The 16,237-nt window shown below is 37.5% G+C and carries 15 protein-coding genes and 3 tRNA genes; 16 read left to right on the forward strand and 2 right to left on the reverse strand.

The annotated features are described in order from the left end of the window. Positions 1 to 4: 4 nt before the first annotated feature. From purF to WMO14_RS06275, 16 genes are all read left to right on the forward strand, one after another. Positions 5 to 1,432: an amidophosphoribosyltransferase gene (purF, locus tag WMO14_RS06200; protein WP_055306770.1), complete on the forward strand. Its 1,428-nt coding sequence runs from the start codon at positions 5 to 7 to the stop codon at positions 1,430 to 1,432. A 195-nt stretch (positions 1,433 to 1,627) separates the two neighbouring features. Further along, entirely contained in the window at positions 1,628 to 2,302 is a 675-nt protein-coding gene (locus WMO14_RS06205) for an HD domain-containing protein (RefSeq protein ID WP_349153476.1), read from the forward strand. 142 nt (positions 2,303 to 2,444) lie between these two features. Next, positions 2,445 to 3,875 (forward strand): adenylosuccinate lyase, encoded by a 1,431-nt coding sequence (gene purB, locus WMO14_RS06210; RefSeq protein WP_349153477.1) that lies wholly within the window; start codon positions 2,445 to 2,447, stop codon positions 3,873 to 3,875. 323 nt (positions 3,876 to 4,198) lie between these two features. Continuing rightward, positions 4,199 to 4,271, forward strand: a tRNA-Val gene (locus tag WMO14_RS06215). A 50-nt stretch (positions 4,272 to 4,321) separates the two neighbouring features. Then, positions 4,322 to 4,395, forward strand: a tRNA-Met gene (locus WMO14_RS06220). 577 nt (positions 4,396 to 4,972) lie between these two features. Next, positions 4,973 to 6,748, forward strand: coding sequence for an ABC transporter ATP-binding protein/permease (locus tag WMO14_RS06225; RefSeq protein WP_055176394.1), 1,776 nt, complete (start codon positions 4,973 to 4,975; stop codon positions 6,746 to 6,748). A gap of 2 nt (positions 6,749 to 6,750) precedes the next feature. Continuing rightward, positions 6,751 to 8,457: a thiol reductant ABC exporter subunit CydC gene (gene cydC / locus WMO14_RS06230; RefSeq protein WP_349153478.1), complete on the forward strand. Its 1,707-nt coding sequence runs from the start codon at positions 6,751 to 6,753 to the stop codon at positions 8,455 to 8,457. Positions 8,458 to 8,462: 5 nt separating this feature from the next. Further along, positions 8,463 to 8,840 (forward strand): nitrous oxide-stimulated promoter family protein, encoded by a 378-nt coding sequence (locus WMO14_RS06235; protein ID WP_055176389.1) that lies wholly within the window; start codon positions 8,463 to 8,465, stop codon positions 8,838 to 8,840. A gap of 2 nt (positions 8,841 to 8,842) precedes the next feature. Next, positions 8,843 to 9,625 carry a ZIP family metal transporter gene (locus WMO14_RS06240; RefSeq protein WP_349153479.1) on the forward strand — a complete coding sequence of 261 codons (783 nt, stop codon included), beginning with the start codon at positions 8,843 to 8,845 and terminating at the stop codon, positions 9,623 to 9,625. 99 nt (positions 9,626 to 9,724) lie between these two features. Further along, positions 9,725 to 10,279, forward strand: coding sequence for a 2-C-methyl-D-erythritol 2,4-cyclodiphosphate synthase (gene ispF / locus WMO14_RS06245; RefSeq protein WP_349153480.1), 555 nt, complete (start codon positions 9,725 to 9,727; stop codon positions 10,277 to 10,279). A gap of 108 nt (positions 10,280 to 10,387) precedes the next feature. Further along, positions 10,388 to 11,056 (forward strand): serine O-acetyltransferase EpsC, encoded by a 669-nt coding sequence (gene epsC / locus WMO14_RS06250; RefSeq protein WP_022502769.1) that lies wholly within the window; start codon positions 10,388 to 10,390, stop codon positions 11,054 to 11,056. A 41-nt stretch (positions 11,057 to 11,097) separates the two neighbouring features. After that, positions 11,098 to 12,516, forward strand: coding sequence for a cysteine--tRNA ligase (gene cysS, locus WMO14_RS06255; protein WP_090140256.1), 1,419 nt, complete (start codon positions 11,098 to 11,100; stop codon positions 12,514 to 12,516). Further along, positions 12,501 to 12,956 carry a Mini-ribonuclease 3 gene (locus WMO14_RS06260; RefSeq protein ID WP_022502767.1) on the forward strand — a complete coding sequence of 152 codons (456 nt, stop codon included), beginning with the start codon at positions 12,501 to 12,503 and terminating at the stop codon, positions 12,954 to 12,956. The genes cysS and WMO14_RS06260 overlap by 16 nt, the downstream gene beginning before the upstream one ends. Positions 12,957 to 12,979: 23 nt before the next feature. Continuing rightward, positions 12,980 to 13,723, forward strand: a complete 744-nt coding sequence (rlmB, locus tag WMO14_RS06265) for a 23S rRNA (guanosine(2251)-2'-O)-methyltransferase RlmB (RefSeq protein ID WP_349153481.1) — start codon at positions 12,980 to 12,982, stop codon at positions 13,721 to 13,723. 34 nt (positions 13,724 to 13,757) lie between these two features. Next, on the forward strand, positions 13,758 to 14,369 hold the full coding sequence (locus WMO14_RS06270; protein WP_349153482.1) for a sigma-70 family RNA polymerase sigma factor: 612 nt from the start codon (positions 13,758 to 13,760) through the stop codon (positions 14,367 to 14,369). A 69-nt stretch (positions 14,370 to 14,438) separates the two neighbouring features. Then, positions 14,439 to 14,510: transfer RNA gene (locus WMO14_RS06275), tRNA-Thr, on the forward strand. Between the two features lie 438 nt (positions 14,511 to 14,948). Here WMO14_RS06275 and WMO14_RS06280 read toward each other — a convergent pair. Both WMO14_RS06280 and WMO14_RS06285 read right to left on the reverse strand, forming a co-directional pair. Next, a complete protein-coding gene (locus WMO14_RS06280) occupies positions 14,949 to 15,815 on the reverse strand; it encodes a C39 family peptidase (RefSeq protein ID WP_349153483.1) in 867 nt (288 codons plus the stop codon). 68 nt (positions 15,816 to 15,883) lie between these two features. Beyond that, complete coding sequence (locus tag WMO14_RS06285; protein WP_349153484.1) at positions 15,884 to 16,117, reverse strand: hypothetical protein; 234 nt, start codon at positions 16,115 to 16,117, stop codon at positions 15,884 to 15,886. Positions 16,118 to 16,237 lie beyond the last annotated feature (120 nt).

Here is a 16,237-nt window from a genome sequence, read left to right on the forward strand (position 1 = left end):
ATATATGAACGACAGTTATATTGATGACAGAAAGCTTCACGAAGAATGTGGAGTGTTTGGCGCATATGACTTTGATTGCGGAGATATTGCGTCAACGATATATTATGGCTTGTTTGCATTACAGCACAGAGGACAGGAAAGTTGTGGTATCGCTGTGAGTGATACAGAAGGCCCTAAGGGAAAGGTCCTTTCCCACAAGGATATGGGACTTGTGAATGAAGTGTTTAATTCTGAGAATTTAGAGAAGTTAAAGGGTAACATCGGTGTTGGACACGTCCGTTATTCTACAGCAGGAAGTTCTACAAGAGAAAATGCACAGCCACTTGTATTAAATTATGTTAAGGGTACACTTGGAATGGCACATAATGGTAACCTTCTTAATGCGGTTGAATTAAGGGAAGAACTTTCATATACAGGTGCTATATTCCAGACTACAATTGATTCAGAAGTTATTGCGTATTTAATAGCGAGAGAAAGACTTAATACACCTACGGTAGAAGAAGCTGTTAAAAATGCTATGAAGAAGATTAAGGGTGCATACTCGCTTATAGTGATGAGTCCTAGAAAGCTTATCGGAGCAAGAGATCCATTTGGTTTCAAGCCTCTTTGTATAGGAAAGAGAGACAATACATATTTCTTATCATCGGAGACTTGTGCACTTGATACAGTAGGTGCTGAGTTTATAAGAGATGTATTACCAGGAGAGATAGTTACAATAACTAAAGATGGGATACAGTCAGATACATCACTCTGTCAGAAGAATACAGCAAGGTGTATATTTGAATATATATATTTTGCAAGACCTGACAGCAGGATAGATGGTATGGGAGTATATGAATCAAGAGTTAATGCTGGTCGTATACTTGCAAAGACACATCCAGTAGAAGCAGACTTAGTTGTAGGTGTTCCGGAATCAGGAAATCCAGCAGCACTTGGTTATTCTATGGAGTCAGGTATTCCTTATGGTAATGCTTTTATAAAGAATAATTATGTTGGAAGAACATTTATTAAGCCAAAGCAGGAGCAGAGAGAGTCGAGTGTTAAGGTTAAACTTAACGTGTTAAAAGAGGAAGTTGCAGGCAAGAGAGTGGTTATGATAGATGATTCTATTGTAAGAGGAACAACAAGCCGCAGAATTGTTAATCTTTTAAGACAGGCAGGAGCTAAGGAGGTACATGTAAGAATAAGTTCTCCAGCATTCCTTCATCCTTGCTATTTTGGTACTGATATACCATCAGAGGATCAGCTTGTAGCATCAGGAAGAACAGTTGATGAAATCTGCAAGTACATAGAAGCAGATTCTCTTGGCTATCTTGAAACAGATAAATTAAGTGAAATGATATGTAATCAGACAGGCTTCTGCGATGCCTGCTTTACAGGTAATTATCCAATTGAACCACCAGAAATAGATATTCGTGGCGAGATGGGTTAAAATAACCGGATTGGGAGGGTAAAGCCCTCCCTTTTTGTGTAATAGGGAATTACGGTAGAATTCGTTGTTACGCGAAAGCACTATATGCCGATGATGTATATTCGTGCGATGATATGGTTTGTCACAAACGACCATACTTACTATGGGAATGTGCTTTGCGCGTTTTTTAAATATTAATATCGGGGAGAATAATTAATGAAAAATAGTAGTCAGGATAATAATTACAAGACTAATAATAATCAAGATGATAAACAGAATAATAATCAAGAGAATAATAATCAGGACAGATTAATTAAACAGATAAAATTTATAGAGGAGATTGATAAAGAGAAACTTATAGGAAGACAGACATATCTTGCAGATGCTTCAAGGAAAGAAAATGATGCTGAACACGCGTGGCATATGGCAATTATGTCGGTGCTGTTAAGCGAGTATTCTAATGAAAAGATTGATGTGTTAAAGACTATGACAATGCTTCTTATACACGATATAGTAGAGATTGATGCTGGTGATACTTACGCATATGATGAGGATGGCAAGAAGACACAGAGACAGAGAGAATTAACTGCTGCAGACAGAATATTCGGGCTTCTTCCAAGTGACCAGGCTGAATATATGAGAGGGCTTTGGGACGAATTCGAGGAAAGAAAGACACCTGAGGCAAAGTTTGCAAGGACACTTGATAATATACAGCCTGTAATGCTTAATAATGCTTCTGGTGGAAGAAGCTGGGAAGAAAAATGTGTCCACTTAAATCAGATACTTAAAAGAAATGAGAATACTAAAGATGGTTCAGAGACTTTGTGGGATTATGCGTATAACAATTTTATCAAGCCAAATGTTGAAAATGGAAAAATAAAAGAGGACTGACATCATATTGAATGAATAGAATATATATGGTACAATCTAATAAGTAGTGTTCAGTATATTCTATATATGCTGTATTGATGGTTAATAATAGCCGGCTACAATTATAAGAATTATGACAATTTAAGAAAGGCGGATTGCAGGAATGAACGACAGATATCAGACACCACTTGCAGAAAGATACGCAAGCAAAGAGATGCAGTACATTTTCTCTCCGGATATGAAGTTTAAGACATGGAGAAAGTTATGGATTGCATTAGCTGAAACAGAGGCAGAATTAGGACTTCCAATCACACAGGAGCAGATTGATGAACTTAAGGCTCATCAGGATGACATTAACTATGAAGATGCGAAGAAGCGTGAGAAGGAAGTACGTCACGATGTTATGTCACATGTATATGCTTATGGTCTTCAGTGTCCTAAGGCTAAGGGAATAATTCATCTTGGTGCTACATCTTGTTATGTTGGTGATAATACAGATATCATAATTATGACAGAGGGCTTAAAGCTTGTTCGTAAGAAGCTTGTTAATGTTATTAACGAACTTTCTAAGTTTGCTGACAAATATAAAGCACAGCCTACACTTGCTTTCACACATTTTCAGCCAGCACAGCCAACAACAGTTGGAAAGAGAGCTACATTATGGCTTAATGAATTAGTTATGGATTTAGAAGATCTTGACTATGTATTATCAACAATGAAGCTTTTAGGCTGTAAGGGAACAACAGGTACACAGGCTTCATTCCTTGAATTATTCAATGGAGATCAGGATAAGATTCGTCAGATAGATAAGAAGATTGCCACAAAGATGGGCTTTGAGGCGTGTGTTCCAGTATCAGGACAGACATATTCAAGAAAGGTTGATACAAGAGTTCTTAATGTTCTTGCAGGCATTGCTGCATCAGCACATAAGTTCTCTAATGATATAAGATTATTACAGCACCTTAAGGAAGTTGAAGAACCATTTGAGAAGTCACAGATAGGTTCATCAGCTATGGCATATAAGAGAAATCCTATGAGAAGTGAACGTATGGCTTCACTTGCAGATTATGTACTTTGTGATGCCCTTAACCCAGCTATAGTATCAAGCACACAGTGGTTTGAAAGAACACTTGACGACTCAGCTAATAAAAGACTTTCTGTACCAGAAGGCTTCCTTGCAGTTGATGGAATACTTGATCTTTACCTTAATGTTGTTGATGGACTTGTTGTATATGACAAGGTTATTATTAAGCATATGATGGCAGAGCTTCCATTTATGGCTACAGAGAACATTATGATGGATGCAGTTAAGGCTGGTGGAGACAGACAGGAACTTCACGAAAGAATAAGAGAACTTTCAATGATAGCTGGCAAGAGAGTTAAGCAGGAAGGCCTTGATAATAATCTTCTTGAGCTTATTGCAGATGATCCAATGTTTGGAGTTACTCTTGAAGAGCTTCAGGCTAAGCTTGACCCAATTAAGTATGTTGGACGTTCAAGAGAGCAGGTTGATGAATACCTTGAAGATGTTATTAAGCCAATACTTGATGATAACGCAGATATACTTGGTCTTACAGCTCAGATTAATGTATAAATCGTATATATCAGATTGAGGTATATATCAGATAAATGTATATATAAGTAACATTGTCAGGTTAAATAAGAACTATAATTATAATAATGACTGCTGCATTAAATGTATATGAATATGTGGCGGTCATTATTATTCATATTGAATGCACTGGTATAAAAGTCTGTAAGTGCCGCAAAACAAGCCATTTTTTCTACAGATAATAAAAAAAGAAAAAATTGTATTTTTTTTGCGTTTTTTTGAAAAAAGTAGTTGACAAATAGTGCATTTTAATATTATAATAGCGAAGCAGTGTTCGTGAGACACGAAACACTAACAAAGCGAACGGGATCTTAGCTCAGCTGGGAGAGCATCTGCCTTACAAGCAGAGGGTCACAGGTTCGAGCCCTGTAGGTCCCACTTAGGACATTAAGTCCTAATGTATGTGGTTTGCATACAATATAATATATGGCGAGATAGCTCAGTTGGCTAGAGCACACGGTTCATACCCGTGGTGTCGTGGGTTCAAATCCCTCTCTCGCTACTACTGTAAAAGAACGCGTTTGCGTTCTTTTTTTATGTAATTTTATTACAAAAATAGTGGTTTAATTGTGTAGTATCTGTGGACTGATTGTGAAATGTGCACAAGTAAAATACGTTGTTATTGTAAATATCGGTGAAATTACATAAAACATCTTGAAAAATCAAATACAATATGCTATTTTAAATACACCATTACAAATACTTTTTACAAGATTATTTTTTTTCATATTGAATTCATCAATTATTTTAATTATAGGTGAATTCTCCCTCCTTTCATCATAGCATAAGCAGCTATGAATTTTGCCCCTTATGAGAGAACGGCTCATAAGGGGATTTTTTTATGTAATAGGAAATTATATTAGAATTTCCTATTACATAAAAGGCACTATGTGCTGATGATGTGCACTCGCACGAAGAAGTAGTTTGCCGCAAGCGACTATGCTCGGCGCAGGAATGTGCTTTGCACATTCTTTTTATTTATAAAATGGTAATACTTTGCATCTTGACATAATGCGTGATATTAAGATAAATTATAATTAAGTTTAATAACACTAACTGTAATTAGAGAGGACGTATCGATGATAAAGAAACAATTAATTCAGACAATACCTGAGAGTAAAAAATATATAGCAGGAAATGTCATATTCCAATGGCTGGCTCTGGTTTCTAATATTGTGCTTATGACGATAATAACAACATTTATTGCGGGCCTTATAGACGGTGGCAGTGGAATAGGAAAATATAATTTTTCTAGTATGGCAGCTATGGTGATAAGTCTTATAGTATGCGTTATTGTAAGGGCAGTTTGTAATATTGGTTCATCAAAGATGAGCTATCTGTCATCTAAGACAGTAAAGAGAAATTTAAGACAGATGATATATGAAAAGCTTCTTCGTATGGGAGCATCATATAATGAGAAGGTTAAGACATCAGAACTTGTACAGGTTACAGTTGAAGGTGTAGACCAGCTTGAAACATATTTTGGAGCATATATGCCCCAGTTTTTTTATGCTATGCTTGCACCGCTTACATTATTTGTTTGCATATGCACTATAAATGTGGTTTCGGCAGTAGTTCTGCTTATATGCGTACCGCTTATACCAATATCAATTGCATTTGTGCAGACCTGGGCCAAGAAGCTTTTATCTAAATACTGGTCACAATATACAGCTCTTGGCGACACATTTTTGGAAAATCTTGAAGGGCTTACAACTTTAAAGATATATCAGGCAGATGATTATAAGAACATACAGATGAACGAGGAGTCAGAAAAGTTCAGAAAGATAACAATGAAAGTGCTTACAATGCAGCTTAATTCTATTACAATAATGGATTTTGTTGCATATGGAGGAGCAGCTCTTGGAATTATTCTTTCTGTGACGCAGTTTAGTGATGGTAATATTAATCTGGCAGGCTGTCTTCTGATTATACTTTTATCAGCGGATTTTTTTATTCCAATGCGACAGCTTGGCTCATTCTTTCATATAGCTATGAATGGAATGGCGGCAAGTGATAAGATATTTAATTTTCTTGCACTTGAGGAAGAGGATAAAGGAAGCAATGAGTTTCCGGCCAATGAAAATATAGAATTAAAAAATGTACATTTTTCGTATGAGAAAGACAGGGAAATTCTTAAAGGTGTTGATATGACATTTTCTGATAAGAGCTTTACAGCGATTGTCGGTGAGAGCGGCTGTGGTAAATCAACGCTTGCAGGAATACTTATGCACCGCAATAAGGGTTATATAGGAGATATCAGGATTGGAAGTGAGAAGCTTTCTGATATAAGCGAGGCTTCACTAATGCAAAATGTTACATATATAAGCCATCAGAGCTATCTGTTTAAAGGTACGATAAGGGATAACCTTATTGTTGCTTATCCGGAAGCGACAGATGAGCATATGTTAGATGTTCTTAAAAGAGTTAATCTATATGACTTTGTTATGTCTGAGGGCGGACTTGATATGAAGCTTAATGAACAGGCTTCTAATCTTTCGGGTGGACAAAGGCAAAGACTTGCACTTGCAAGGGCACTTATGCATGACAGAAATATATATATATTTGATGAGGCAACTTCTAACATTGATATGGAGAGCGAAGACGATATTATGAGAGAGGTGCTTAATCTTGCAAAGACTAAAACAGTGATTCTTATATCTCACAGACTTGCTAATGTAGTTAATGCAGACAATATATATGTGCTTGAAGCTGGCAGAGTTGCAGAGGCTGGAAAGCATAATGAGCTTTTAGCAAAAAATGGAGTATATTCAAGATTATGGAATGTACAGTATGAGCTTGAGAATTACGGTTTTAAAGATAATGTTGAAAAAAGAACATCAGGAAATGAGGCATAAATATGGGTAAGGTGGATAATAATAAGCATATTGTTAATAGTTCAGACGGAAAATCCGGACGTAGTGGATTAAATGTAATGTTAAGGCTTATAGGTCTTGTAAAACCGCTTGCCGGTTATATGGCGGTGGCAATTCTTATGGGACTTGCAGGACATTTATGTGCTTCTTTTATAACAATATTCGGTGGTTATGCAATACTCGATGTATCAGGGTATGATACAGGACTCACACTTGGTGTGATATTCGTGTGCGTAATTGTGTTCGCACTTGTAAGGGCAGGTTTCAGATATGCAGAACAGTCGTGTAATCATTTTATAGCATTTAAGTTACTTGCAATAATAAGAGATAAAGTATTCAGGGCATTAAGAAAGCTTTGTCCAGCCAGGCTTGAGGGCAGGGACAGAGGCGATCTTATATCTATAATAACTTCGGATATAGAGCTTCTTGAGGTGTTCTACGCACATACAATATCACCTATTGCGATAGCTGTATTGTATACAATAATTATGTGTTGTTATATAGGCTCATTTCACTGGTCGCTGGCACTTATTGCACTTATAGCGTATATATGTGTAGGTGTTGCGATACCGCTTATTGCATCTAAGGCAAGCGGAGATGATGGTTTAAGATACAGAACTAAGTCGGGAGAACTCAGCAGCTTCGTGCTTGAAAGCCTAAGAGGTGCTTCTGAGACAATACAGTATGGCAATGGTGCTAAACGTCTTGAACTTATGAATGGCAGGACAGATGATTTATCAGAAGATGCAAGAAGAATGAAGAATGTGTCTGGTGTTAATACAGCGGTTACTAATGTGTGTATACTGGTATTTGACATAATTATGCTTCTTGCAGGTGTTAAGCTTTATTATGCCGGTATTATAGGCTTTGATGGTGTACTCCTTACTACTATTGCATTATTCTCATCATTTGGACCGGCAGTGGCGCTGGCGGCGTTAGGAAGTACATTGCAGAGTACATTTGCGGCAGGTAACAGAGTTCTTGATATATTAGATGAAGAACCGGTTATAGAGGAACTTACGGGTAATAAAGAAATTGAATTTGAAGGTATTAATGCGGAAGATGTTACATTTGCCTATGGAGAAGAAACTATACTTGATAATTTCAGTATTGATATTAAGAAGGGTGAAATAACTGGAATAATAGGAAAGAGCGGAAGCGGAAAGTCAACGCTTCTTAAGCTGTTTATGCGTTTCTGGGATACAGATAAAGGAAGAATAAGTATTTCAGGCAGTGATATTAAGAATATTAACACTTCTAACTTAAGGGATATGGAAGGTTTTATGACACAGGATACACATCTGTTTCACGACAGCATAAAGAACAATATAAGAATTGCAAAGCTTGATGCGACAGATGAAGAAATTGTGAATGCCTGCAAGAAAGCTTCCATACACGATTTTATACAGTCGCTTCCACAGGGCTATGATACACCTGTAGGAGAATTGGGAGATACACTTTCGGGAGGAGAGAAACAGCGTATAGGACTTGCGAGGGTATTTCTTCATAATGCACCTTTAATACTCTTAGATGAGCCTACAAGCAATCTTGACAGTCTTAACGAGGCGGTTATCCTTAAATCGCTTAATGAGGAAAGACAGAATAAGACGGTTGTGATGGTGTCACACAGACAGTCAACTATGAGAATTACGGATAAGATATATTCCGTAGAGAATGGGCGAATGAGTTAATAATTATGAAAAAGACAGATATTAATAAAAAGAGAGAAAAAGAGAAGCAGATGGTTTCTTATATGATAGCGTTATATTGTAAGAAAAATCATCATAATAAATATAATAAGGGCAGTATCAATAAAAATGGCTTGTGTGCTGAGTGTCAGGAGCTTGCTGAGTATGCAGGATTAAGAAGTGATAAATGCCCATTTATGGAAACTAAGACATTCTGTGCTAACTGCAAGGTACATTGCTATAATCAGGAGATGAGGGGAAAGATAAAAGCAGTAATGAGATTTTCAGGACCGAGAATGATGTTTCATCATCCGGTTGCGGCTATTCATCACATTGTTTCAACAATGCGTGAGAAGAGAAGGTTAAGAAAGGAAAGTGAATATTAAATATGAGAATTGAGGCGGTATATGGGGTGTTAATTCCTTTATTGGGAACAACACTAGGAGCAGCTTGTGTGTTTTTTATGAGGAAGAATATGAAAGATGGGATACAAAGAAGCCTTACAGGCTTTGCATCCGGAGTTATGGTTGCAGCTTCTGTATGGAGTCTGCTTATTCCGTCAATTGAACAGTCAGAAAGTATGGGAAGATTTGCGTTCGTGCCGGCACTTGTCGGTTTATGGGCTGGTATGCTGTTCTTGCTGCTGCTTGATAATATAACGCCTCATCTGCATATTAATAGTGAGGTTTCGGAAGGACCAAGAACTAATCTAAAAAAAACGACTATGCTTGTCCTTGCAGTGACAATTCATAATATACCTGAGGGGATGGCAGTTGGTGTTGTGTATGCGGGCTTTCTGCTTGGCAATTCAGGAATTACAGCAATGGCGGCACTTGTGCTGTCGGTTGGAATAGCAATTCAGAATTTCCCAGAGGGAGCTATTATATCAATGCCGCTAAGAGCTAACGGGCTTGGCAGGGGGGAGTCATTTCTGTATGGATTTCTGTCAGGCGTGGTTGAACCTGTAGCTGCATTCGTAACGATACTGGCAGCAGGAATAATTACACCTGCAATGCCATATCTTTTAAGCTTTGCGGCAGGAGCTATGATATATGTTGTAGTAGAAGAACTTATTCCGGAGATGTCACAGGGGAGGCATTCTAATATCGGAGTAATTGCATTTGCGATAGGTTTTGGAATAATGATGATGTTAGATGTGGCATTAGGATAAATGTGTATTAGGAACTTGTAAATGTTACTAAAATGTGGTTTACTTATAAGGATATGATATTGATAGGCTTATGCGTACTGAGAAAGGTATGGTTATTAGATGAGAGTTGGATTAGGTTATGATGTTCATAAGTTAGTTGAAGATAGAAAGCTTATAATCGGTGGAGTAGAGATTCCTTATGAGAAAGGATTGTTAGGCCATTCAGATGCAGATGTATTATTACACGCAATTATGGATGCACTTTTAGGTGCCGCGGCACTTGGAGATATAGGAAAGCATTTTCCAGATACAGATGCTGCTTACAAGGGCATATCAAGCATTAAGCTTTTAGAGGAAGTTGGTGTGCTTCTTGATAAGAATAATTATATAATCGAGAATATAGATGCTACAATTATTGCACAGAAGCCTAAAATGCGTCCTTATATAGATACCATGAGAGAGAATATTGCAAAGGCATTAAAGATTGATGTCAACTGTGTTAATGTAAAGGCGACAACAGAAGAAGGTCTTGGCTTTACAGGAACAGGTGAGGGGATATCCTCACAGGCTATATGCAGTCTTGTGTCAGTGTCTAATTATATATATGGTGATTCGGATATGACTAACTGTTGCAGCGGCTGTAATGGATGTGCTGCAAGAAGAACACAGGAGTAAGTCTGGTCACAGGATTACAATTGAGTAATTATTAGGAATTCAGCATATCTGATTGTGATTAAATATCATATAATAGATTAAGATTAATTAGTTAGGAAGTTATCAGATATGAAATATTTAGATTTTATAAAGCAGGAAATGGCTGTCATTATGGATAGGGATCCTGCGATTAAAAGTAAAATGGAAGTGTTCCTTTATCCAAGCTTCTGGGCATTATTAAAGTACAGAAAAGCCCATAAGCTTTATAAGAAAGGGCATTTCTACAGAGCAAGAAAGCTGTCACAAAGAACAGCAAGAAAGACAGGAATAGAAATCCACCCAGGTGCAACTATTGGCGAAGGGTTATTTATTGACCACGGACATGGTGTTGTCATCGGTGAAACTGCTATTATAGGAGATAATGTAACACTCTATCAGGGAGTTACGCTTGGTGGAACAGGCAAAGAGCAGGGCAAACGTCATCCGACACTTGGAAGCAACATAATGGTTGGTGCAGGTGCTAAGGTATTAGGTTCTGTGACTATAGGCGATAATTGTAAGATAGGTGCAGGTTCAGTAGTGCTAAAAAATGTGCCACCTAACTCAACAGTTGTAGGTGTCCCTGGCAGAGTTGTTATGAGAGGTGATGTAAGAGTGCTTGAAGATCTTGACCAGATACATCTTCCAGACCCGGTTATGAGCGATATAGAATATCTTAAGGAGCAGAATAAGAAGCTTAAGAAACGTATCGCACATCTTGAAAATCTTGTTAATGAGCCAAGAAATATAGAAGAATAGAAGATTAATTTTACCGACATAAAGAAAGGATCAAAGTTATTATGAAGATTTATAATACACTTTCAAGAAGTAAAGAAGAATTCGTGCCATTAGAAGAAGGCAAAGTTAAAATGTATGTATGCGGACCAACAGTGTATAACCTTATACATATTGGTAATGCAAGACCTATGATAGTGTTTGATACAGTAAGGAGATATCTTGAGTACAAGGGATATGATGTTAATTATGTATCTAACTTTACAGATGTGGATGATAAGATTATTAAGAAGGCTATAGAAGAAGGAGTTACAGCAGAAGAAATCTCTAAGCGTTATATTAAGGAATGTAAAAAGGATATGGCTGGAATGAATATTAAGCCAGCAACAACACATCCTCTTGCTACACAGGAAATTGACGGTATGATTGATATGATAAAGACACTTATCGATAAAGGTTATGCCTATGAGAAGAATGGTACTGTATATTACAGAACAAGACGTTTTGAGGGTTATGGAAAGCTTTCTAAGAAGAATATAGATGATTTAGAGGCTGGACATAGAGATGATGCACACAAGCTTAAGGTATCAGGTGAAGACGAGAAGGAAGATCCACTTGATTTCGTATTATGGAAGCCAAAGAAGGACGGAGAGCCTTATTGGGAGTCACCTTGGAGTGAAGGACGTCCGGGCTGGCATATAGAGTGTTCTGTAATGTCTAAGAAGTATCTTGCAGATGAGATAGATATTCACGCAGGCGGTGAGGATTTAATATTCCCGCATCACGAGAATGAAATTGCACAGTCAGAAGCCGCTAACGGAGTTCCGTTTGCCAAGTACTGGATGCACAATGCATTCCTTAATATTGATAATAAGAAAATGTCTAAGTCATTAGGTAATTTCTTTACAGTAAGAGATATTTCAAAGGAATATGATTTACAGGTATTAAGATTTTTTATGCTTTCAGCACATTACAGGAATCCTATTAATTTCAGCCATGACCTTATGGAAGCAGCCAAGAACGGTCTTGACAGAATAATCACAGCAGTTACTAATCTTACACATCTTGAAAAGAGTGCTAAAGATAGTGCTATGACAGAAGATGAGAAGAAGGTAATAGATTCAACTAAAGACATTTATGGTAAATTTGAAGCTGCTATGGATGACGACTTTAATACAGCTGATGCAATATCAGCAGTATTTGAATTAGTTAAGCTTGCTAATTCTAATTCATCAGAGGACAATACTAAGGAATATATAACAGCACTAAAGGAAAGTATTGTTACACTTGCGGATATATTAGGACTTAAGGTTATTAAGGAAGAAGAACTTCTTGATGAAGATATAGAAGCACTTATCGCTGAAAGACAGCAGGCAAGAAAAGATAAGAATTTTGCAAGAGCTGACGAGATAAGAGATGAACTTATGGCTAAGGGAATTATTCTTGAGGATACAAGAGAAGGTGTCAGATGGAAGAGAGCATAAAAGATAACCTGACAAGTGATATATGGGATGTACTTGGACTAAAAAGTGTAAGTCCAAGACAGCTTTCCCCACTTGTTCTTGCGTATATAGGTGACAGTATATTTGACTTAGTAGTAAAGACTAAGATAGTTACTGCTGGCAATACACAGGTTAATAAGATGAACAGGGCTGCAAGCAGCATTGTCAAGGCTGAGTCACAGTCTAAGATGATAGGTTATCTTGAAGATAAGCTTACCGAGGAAGAAGGAAGTGTATACAAGAGAGGCAGAAATGCCAAATCCTACACATCAGCCAAGAATGCTTCCATAAGTGATTATAGAAGGGCGACAGGCTTTGAGGCACTTATGGGTTATCTGTATTTGTCAGGACAGTATGAAAGAATGTGCGAGCTTATTAAAGATGCACTTGACTGGCTTGAAAATGATAATAAACAGGCATAAAAGAAAGGTTAGAATTCATAAATATGAGATATAAAGAATTAACATTTGAGGGGCGTAATGCAGTCATTGAGGCATTTCGTTCTGGAAAGACAATTGATAAGCTGTTTATTCTTGATGGCTGTCAGGACGGTCCTATAAAGAGTATTGTAAGAGAAGCTAAGAAGACTTCAACAATAATTAACTATGTGGACAAGGAAAGACTTGACAGACTTGCCAATACAGGACACCATCAGGGCGTTGTTGCAATAGGTGCAGCTTATGAATATGCAGAAGTTGAAGATATATTAGAAGCTGCAAGATGCAAGGGCGAAGCACCATTTATATTTGTTCTTGATGAGATTGAAGATCCACATAATCTTGGTGCAATAATAAGAACAGCTAATCTTGCAGGAGCACATGGTGTTATTATCCCTAAGAGAAGAGCTGTAGGACTTACAGCGACAGTAGCCAAGACATCAGCAGGTGCAATTAATTATACACCAGTAGCCAAGGTTACTAATATAGCTAACACTATTGAGGCATTAAAGAAAGAGGGCTTGTGGTTCGTATGTGCAGATATGGGCGGCGAAACTATGTATAACCTTGATTTAAAAGGACCGATAGGTCTTGTTATAGGCAATGAAGGCAATGGCGTAAGCCGTCTTGTAAAAGAGAAATGTGATTTTGTTGCCTCAATTCCTATGAAGGGAGATATAGACTCTCTTAATGCTTCGGTTGCGGCAGGAGTTATGGCGTTCGAAATAGTAAGGCAGAGAATGATACAGTAATTATATATGCGGGCAGATGGGAATGGAGAATGGTATGAAGCATTATGAGTTGTATAAAGATGAAGAACTTGTAAGTATGTATCGTGATGGAGATGCCAGAGCCGTAGATGAGATTATGGAAAGGTATAAGAATCTTGTCAGAAAAAAGGCTAATGCTATGTATATAGTCGGCGGGGATAAAGACGACCTTATACAGGAGGGAATGATAGGGCTTTATAAGGCAGTCACAACATATGATGAGCTAAAGGCAGCTTCGTTTGCTACATTTGCCTCACTATGTATTAACGGACAGCTTATGAATGCAGTAAAAGCTTCTAATGCCAAGAAAAATACCCCTCTTAATTCCTATGTATCATTTGATACTCCAGCGAACAAATCAGATGATGATTCAGATATGAAGCTTGTGGATACATTAGTACACGACAGTGAACAAAATCCAGAAGCACTATACATTGACAGGGAAGTAACAGACAATCTTGAAGAAAAAGCCTTCGAGTCATTGAGCCCGTTTGAGAAACAGGTAGTAACACTTCTTATGGAAGGTAACGACTATATAAAAATAGCCGACCAGCTAGGCAAGACACCTAAATCAATAGACAACGCAATACAGCGTTCAAGAAACAAGATAAAAATAATTGTAGATTAGCTATAAATATACTTGATTAATCATTACAAAAATGATATAAATAAAATTGCTGTAAAATACAGCAGTTATGCTATTGTAGCTCAGTGGCAGAGCACTTCATTGGTAATGAAGAGGTCGGGGGTCCAATTCCCCTCAATAGCTTGCGCGAGTAACGAGTACAATACCACCGTCACATAATTCACAAATGTGACGGTGGTATTATATTATCATTCCAACCAACTCTACAGCTTGTCCAGTGTCGAGAGAACCAAAAAATTTTCCACCGGGGTATGCTTGCATACATCGGTGGAAAATCTTTTTTGGTTCTCAAAGGCGCAGAGCGCCGCACCAGACAATGCGAAGAATTGGCTGGTGTGACACTGTACAAGCGTCCGTTCGCCACCCCTCAACATTCACATATCTCCAATTCCATGTGTCACTACGTATTAGACGAGTACCGCGACAACAGAAATAGCAAAGCTATTACTGTTGCAATTAACCAAATCTATGCACACGCTTTTAGCCGTGTGCGTAGGCTGTTTGAATATCTAAATCAAGTATATGCTTTAAGCCGCACGCAGACAGTCAAATTAAGTAAAATCACCTAACCACCACCGCCTGATAATAATACTTCTGATAATAAGTAACAAATTCCTCCATTGACCTCTCCACAATCCCATAAGTCGGGTCAGCCAATGTCACGACCCCTCTGTCAATATCATATCCGGAAAGTGCTGCACAATGCTCATTGCGAGGCCATGTAAATACAGTCCCATCATCAAGTGTTACATCATTATACTTAACCTCAGGGTCATTATAATTATAGCTTGTCCATACAATAACAGGATGTCCAAGTGACAATTCGGTAAACAGATCCTCAACCGGTGAGTAACTCATTATGTATGCTGAATAAGACGAATTCTGGCTCTTTAAAAATGAGTTGGCGGCATTAGCAATAGCAGGAGCGAAACAGCCGCTGCCTGTTGTCTTCCACGGAGAACCCCAGAAATATTCAACGAAACACCCTTGCGTTACAGTGTCACGCATATCAAGATAATTTCTTGCAAGAGTTTCTTTATCAATGCCATAGCCAAGATAATTAAGCACCTCTGTCAATGATGTTATCTCACAGCCTGTTGGAAGTTCAGGATACTGGCTCACAAAAGGAATATCAAGGCTGAAAGAATTAGGATATTCGTAATTCTCTGCAGCTCTTGTAGTGTGTTCAAGTATTGCTGATTTAATTCTTTCCGGGTCAACAGAAAGAGTTTCAAGTGTGCTGTCAACATTTAACACAACAGTGTTGTCGTCCTCCTTTTGTTTGTGGTTATCACGGTAATATATGCCAATAACCAGACACAGGGCAGTAATAGATATAAGAAGTATAAAGGTTGTTAATATATTTTTTCGTTTCTTGTTATTTTTTTTGTTCTTTTTGTTCTTAGCGGCTTTATTGTTACCTGCCATATATAAAATCCTTTTCCTTTATTAATAATTAATGTTAATTTCTTAATATATGTAGTTCCTTGGTGGTTTTATATCCGATTGTCATCATATAATGCACACCACGCACTGAGCACGTTAAGACAGTCTTTATTAAGCGTGTAGTCCGTTCGTGATACAGTTTTCTCGCAGTTGTTGATTGGCAATCTTAAATATGAGGTCTGTCCAGTTACAGCAAGAATATGAAGCAATTCTTCAATTTTACCATTGTTAAGAATTTGTTCAAATGAAGATGGAGAAAAATATTTGTTATTACGATTACGCATTAGCCACCTCTGTATACAATTATGATAATAGGTAATTGTGAAACTCAGTATTACACTTGTAAATATGTGAAAAATCAACAAAATCAACAAAGACACGCTTTTGCTACTTGTCGCTCGTAA

This window comes from Lachnospira rogosae (ex Hitch et al. 2025) (assembly GCF_040096455.1).
In the GTDB taxonomy this organism is placed as follows: Bacteria; Bacillota; Clostridia; order Lachnospirales; family Lachnospiraceae; genus Lachnospira; species Lachnospira rogosae.